The sequence below is a fragment of the Noviherbaspirillum sp. genome, assembly GCF_036846085.1.
Classification (GTDB): Bacteria; Pseudomonadota; Gammaproteobacteria; order Burkholderiales; family Burkholderiaceae_D; genus Noviherbaspirillum.
In genome coordinates this window covers 1-5,594 of the sequence record NZ_DAIUCO010000311.1, presented here as the reverse complement: position 1 = coordinate 5,594, position 5,594 = coordinate 1, and the positions used below count along the sequence as shown (strand labels likewise).

4 protein-coding genes are annotated in these 5,594 nt (G+C 61.6%); 2 read left to right on the top strand and 2 right to left on the bottom strand.

Going from position 1 to position 5,594, the window contains the following annotated elements; translation table 11 throughout:
- Positions 1–115: 115 nt before the first annotated feature.
- Positions 116–967, top strand: a complete 852-nt coding sequence (gene ugpE, locus V7080_RS23390) for a sn-glycerol-3-phosphate ABC transporter permease UgpE (protein ID WP_334190782.1) — start codon at positions 116–118, stop codon at positions 965–967.
- A 1-nt stretch (position 968) separates the two neighbouring features.
- Positions 969–2,042 (top strand): sn-glycerol-3-phosphate import ATP-binding protein UgpC, encoded by a 1,074-nt coding sequence (locus V7080_RS23385; protein WP_334190781.1) that lies wholly within the window; start codon positions 969–971, stop codon positions 2,040–2,042.
- 202 nt (positions 2,043–2,244) lie between these two features.
- On the opposite strand, the gene V7080_RS23380 is transcribed toward V7080_RS23385, so the two are convergent.
- Positions 2,245–3,192: a LysR substrate-binding domain-containing protein gene (locus V7080_RS23380; RefSeq protein WP_334190780.1), complete on the bottom strand. Its 948-nt coding sequence runs from the start codon at positions 3,190–3,192 to the stop codon at positions 2,245–2,247.
- Between the two features lie 136 nt (positions 3,193–3,328).
- On the bottom strand, positions 3,329–5,389 hold the full coding sequence (gene recG, locus V7080_RS23375; RefSeq protein ID WP_334190779.1) for an ATP-dependent DNA helicase RecG: 2,061 nt from the start codon (positions 5,387–5,389) through the stop codon (positions 3,329–3,331).
- Positions 5,390–5,594: the final 205 nt, after the last annotated feature.

The window sequence follows — 5,594 nt, the reverse complement described above, 5'->3', positions numbered from 1 at the left end:
GGTGTGGAGGCTGTGCAACTGCATGCGATTGCTCAACCTCACTACCCCTGCGCGGGCCGCCCCATCCCGGCCTTCCCCCTGAAAGGGGGAAGGAGAAAAATGACTCCGTATAAATATGATTGAACGCCGCCCCATCCTCGACCTGATAAGTCACCTCGTGCTGATCATCGGCGTGGTGATCGTCGCCTTCCCGATGTACGTCGCCTTCGTCGCCAGCACGCAAACCGCCGAGCAGGCAGCGGCGGCCCCGCTGTCGCTGATTCCCGGTGACCAGTTCATCGCCAACTATTCCGCCGTCATCATCAAGGGCGCATCGGGCAATGTCTCGGTGCCGCCGGTGGCGCACATGATGTGGGTGAGCCTGGTATCGGCGCTGGCGATCGCCATCGGCAAGATCACGATTTCGATGCTGTCGGCATTCGCGATCGTGTATTTCCGCTTCCCGGGGCGGTCGCTGTTTTTCTGGATGATTTTCCTGACGCTGATGCTGCCGGTGGAGGTTCGCATTACGCCTACCTACCAGGTGGTATCGGATCTCGGCATGCTGAACAGTTATGCGGGGCTCACGATTCCATTGATCGCATCGGCAACCGCAACCTTCCTGTTCCGTCAGTTCTTCCTCACCGTGCCTGAAGAGCTCGCGGAAGCGGCGCGCATCGACGGCGCCGGGCCGATGCGGTTTTTCAAGGATGTGCTGTGGCCGCTTTCCCGCACCAATGTGATTGCGCTGTTCGTCATCATGTTCATCTACGGCTGGAACCAGTACCTTTGGCCCCTGCTGATCGCCACCGAGCAGAATATGTACCCGGTCGGCATCGGCATCCGGACGATGATTTCCGGTGGTGATGCGGCGGTGGACTGGAACCTGGTGATGGCAACGCTGATCCTCGCCATGCTGCCGCCGGGACTGGTCGTGGTGATCATGCAGAGATGGTTTGTAAAAGGGTTGGTCGATTCAGAAAAATGACATGGCACAAGTTCACTTAAAAAACATTACGAAGACGTACGGCAAGGGCGCGAAGGCCCTGCAGGTCATCCACGGCATTTCCATCGACATCGCCGACGGCGAATTCATCGTCATGGTCGGACCATCCGGGTGCGGCAAATCGACCCTGCTGCGGATGGTGGCCGGACTGGAGGAAATCACCGGCGGCGACATCGTGATCGGCGAGCGTGTCGTCAACGAACTCGAACCCAAGGATCGCGACATCGCGATGGTGTTCCAGAACTATGCGCTTTATCCGCACATGAGCGTTTATGAAAACATGGCGTACGGCCTGAAGATCCGCGGTTTTTCAAAGAGCGATATCGACGCCCGGGTGCAAAAGGCCGCCGGCATTCTTGAACTTGGCGCCTTGCTGCAGCGTACACCGGGCCAGCTGTCCGGCGGGCAGCGCCAGAGGGTGGCAATGGGGCGCGCCATCGTGCGCGAACCGGCGGTATTCCTGTTCGACGAACCCTTGTCCAACCTGGATGCAAAGTTGCGGGTGCAGATGCGCCTGGAAATCCAGAAACTGCACCGCGCACTCGGCACCACGAGCCTGTATGTGACCCATGACCAGGTCGAGGCGATGACGCTGGGGCAGAGGATGATTGTGATGAACGCCGGCAGGGCGGAGCAGATCGGCACGCCGGCCGAAGTCTATGGCAAGCCAGCCACCGCGTTTGTTGCCAGCTTCATCGGCTCGCCGCCGATGAACCTTCTGCACGGCACGATCAGCCGTGACGGCACGCAGTTCGATCTCGGGCATGGTGCGGCGATTGCGTTGCCTTCATCCTGTTCCGCATTGGCTGGACGGGAATGCCTGCTCGGCGTGCGGCCGGAGCATCTGGTCCTGAACCGGCCGGGCATGCCGCTGCAGGTCGAGATGGTCGAGGCATTGGGAGCAGATGTGCTGATTCATGGATTGGCCGGCGGACAGCCGGTGGTGATCCGCGCGGCGGCGGGCACGGCTGCGGAAGCGGGGCAGCAGCTGACCGCCGGATTTGATGCGACGGCGTTGCATTGGTTTGATATGCAGACATCGAGGCGGATTGATTAACGCGACTGTGTCACAAATTACTGCTGGACGACTCCTTCCCCCTAACAGGGGGAAGGTTGGGATGGGGGTAGTGAGGTTGAGCAATCGAATGCCGAAGCCCAACAATCACACCCCTACGCGGGCAGTCCCATCCTATACTTCCCCGTAGCAGGGGGAGAGGAGCAGTTCAGCGGTAACTTTGGTTCTGGTACCAGATGCTGGGTTATCCCTCCGCCGTTTCCGCTTCCCGCAACATCTCCGCTCCGTGCAAGTCGCACGACAGCACCGCGTCCCGCACCGCCTCGATCGCCGCGCGGCGGGTGAAGCTTTTGCGCCACGCGATTACCACCCGGCGTGACGGACCGGGCTGGACGAAGGGAATGTAGCGCAGCATGCCGTCCTTCGACCGCATGTCGGGTACCGACGCCAGCGGCAAGATGGTAATGCCGATGCCGGACGCCACCATGTGGCGAATCGTCTCCAGCGACGAACCTTCGAAGGTGCGGGCAATACCGTCGCCCGTGGTGGAGAAGCGCGACATTTCGGGGCAGACTTCCAGTACCTGGTCGCGGAAGCAGTGCCCATTTCCCAGCAGCAGCATGGTTTCCGATTTCAATTCTTCCGCGCGGATGGTCTCCCGTTCCGCCCATGCGTGATGCTTCGGAACGGCAACCACGAAGGGTTCGTCATACAGCGGCTGCACCATCAGTCCCTGGTCGGCGAACGGCAATGCCATGATCGCGGCGTCCAGTTCGCCCTGGCGCAGCATTTCGATCAGGCGGACGGTGAAGTTTTCCTGCAGCACCAGCGGCATCTGCGGCACCCGTTCGATCATGGTCTTCACCAGGGGCGGCAACAGGTAGGGCGCGACCGTATAAATGACGCCGAGGCGCAGCGGACCCGCGAGCGGGTCCTTGTTCTGCTTGGCGATTTCCTTGATGGCGGCGGTCTGTTCCAGTACGCGCTCCGCCTGTGCGACGATCTGCGCGCCCAGCGGCGTCATCGAAATTTCCGTTCCGCCACGTTCGAAGATGACTACGCCAAGCTCGTCTTCCAGCTTCTTGATTGCCACCGACAGCGTTGGCTGGGCAACGAAACAGGCTTCCGCCGCATGACCAAAATGCTTCTGACGGGCGACAGCGACGATGTATTTCAATTCAGTCAGAGTCATGAACGATCTCGTAGGTAGGCGTTGGGCGTCTTGACGAAACAGCAATCAAGCCGGGGCGGTTGATAGTCACAGTATAAATATAAAACTCGGTTTGTTCGTCCTTCGGGAGGGACAGTGCCGTGATTTTCGCAGGTGCTCATACCCGCAGGAATTCTTCCCGCCCGCCAAGCCAGCGTTCCAGATGGGCCTGCACGGTGGCTGGATCGCTCTGCAACAAGGCCTGGGCCAGGTCGCGTGCCTTGTCGACCAGCCACTGATCGGTCTGCAGGTCGGCAAAGCGCAGCATCGCCTGCCCGGATTGCCGTGCGCCAAGGAATTCGCCAGGCCCGCGGATTTCCAGGTCCCGGCGTGCGATCTCGAAGCCGTCGGTGGTTTCGCGCATTGTCATCAGGCGCTGCTTTGCCACCGGTCCCAGGGGGCTTTGATAGAGCAGCAGGCACACGCTGGCCGCCGATCCGCGTCCCACCCGTCCGCGAAGCTGATGCAGCTGGGAAAGGCCAAAGCGTTCGGCATGTTCGATCACCATCAGCGACGCATTCGGCACATCGACGCCGACTTCGATGACGGTCGTGGCGACCAGCAGGTGAACCTCGCCGCCGATGAATGCATCCATCACCGCCTGCTTTTCCGCCGGCTTCATGCGGCCATGCACCAGGCCCACGTTCAGGTCGGGCAGGGCGGCGGACAGCACCGCATGGGTGTCGGTGGCGGTCTGCAACTGCAGCGCTTCCGATTCCTCGATCAGTGGACAGACCCAATAGACCTGCCGTCCTTCCAACGCCGCCGCGTGCACCCGCTCGATGACTTCATCGCGCCGGTTCTGGTCGACGATGCGGGTGACGATGGGGGTGCGGCCCGGCGGCAATTCATCGATGACGGATACTTCCAGGTCGGCGTAATACGTCATCGCGAGCGTGCGCGGGATCGGCGTGGCGGACATCATCAACTGATGCGGCACCGTGTCGGCGCCATCCACGCCCTTGTTGCGCAAGGCCAGGCGCTGGCCGACGCCGAACCGATGCTGTTCGTCCACGATCACCAGGCCGAGCTTCGCGAATTCGACCCCTTCCTGGATCAGCGCATGGGTGCCGATCACGAGATGCGCATCGCCCGATTCGATGCGTGCCTGCGCCTCGGCCTTTTCCTTTTTCTTCAGGCTGCCGGTCAGCCAGGCGACACGCACGCCCAGCGGCTCCATCCAGGTCGCGATCTTCCGAAAATGCTGTTCTGCAAGAATTTCGGTGGGCGCCATCAGGGCCGCCTGGTAGCCGCTGTCGATCGCCTGTGCGGCGGCCAGCGCCGCCACTACCGTCTTGCCGCTGCCGACATCGCCCTGCAGCAGGCGCTGCATCGGGAACGATTCCTTCAGGTCGCGCCGGATCTCTTCCAGCACCCGTTGCTGCGCGGCGGTAAGCCTGAACGGCAACGCCTGCATGAACGCCGTGGACAGTTCGCCGATGCGCGGCAATGCCGTTGCGCCCCTGTTGCGCCGTGTTGCCTGGGCCCGTTTCATCGACAGCTGCTGCGCCAGCAGTTCATCGAACTTCATCCGTGTCCATGCGGGATGCGAACGTTCCATCAGGGCGTGCTCGTCGACATCGGCGGGCGGATTATGCAGCAGGCGCACCGACGCTTCGAATGGTTCCAGGCCGAGCGCCGCCCGCGTTTGCTCGCTGAGGGTATCCCGCCAGTCGATGCGGGACATGGCGCTGGCGATCGCCTTGCGCAGAAAGGCTTGCGACAATCCTTCGCCGGCCGGATAGACCGGCGTCAGTACGGAAGGCAACGGGTCGCCTTCCTTGACCGGCTTGTAGGTCGGATGCACCATCTCGGCGCCGAGGAAGCCGTGCCGGACTTCGCCGCGTGCGCGCACCCGCACGCCTTCCGCCAGCTGCTTGGTCTGGCTGCCGTAGAAATTCAGGAAACGCATCACCAGCGGTCCGGTCTCGTCGGCGATGGTGACCACCAGCTGGCGCCGGGGCCGGAATTGGACGTCGCAGGATGTCACCACGCCCTCGACCTGCACCGCGCTGCCGGACATGAAGCCGGCTTCGGCGATCGGCGTGACGATGGTTTCGTCCTCGTAGCGCATCGGCAGGTGCAATACCAGGTCCATGTCGGTGCGCAGGCCGAGCTTTGCCAGCTTGGTTTGACTGGTATTGGCGGGCGATGCGGGTTTTCGCTTCGGTGCGGGCATATCGGTAAAAGGTCGGCAGGGCGTAAAATAGCGGGTTATTGTAAAAGCGCCCGATGTTGTATGTCGTAAGCCGGAAATGGCAAACCAAAACGGCATGCAATTTTGCAAACCCCGCAACCATAGCAGTTCCCGCTGCCCTCCGATTCCGCCGGTAATCCATGTATTCGCTTTCCGATTTCGATTTTGACCTGCCGCAAGCGCTGAT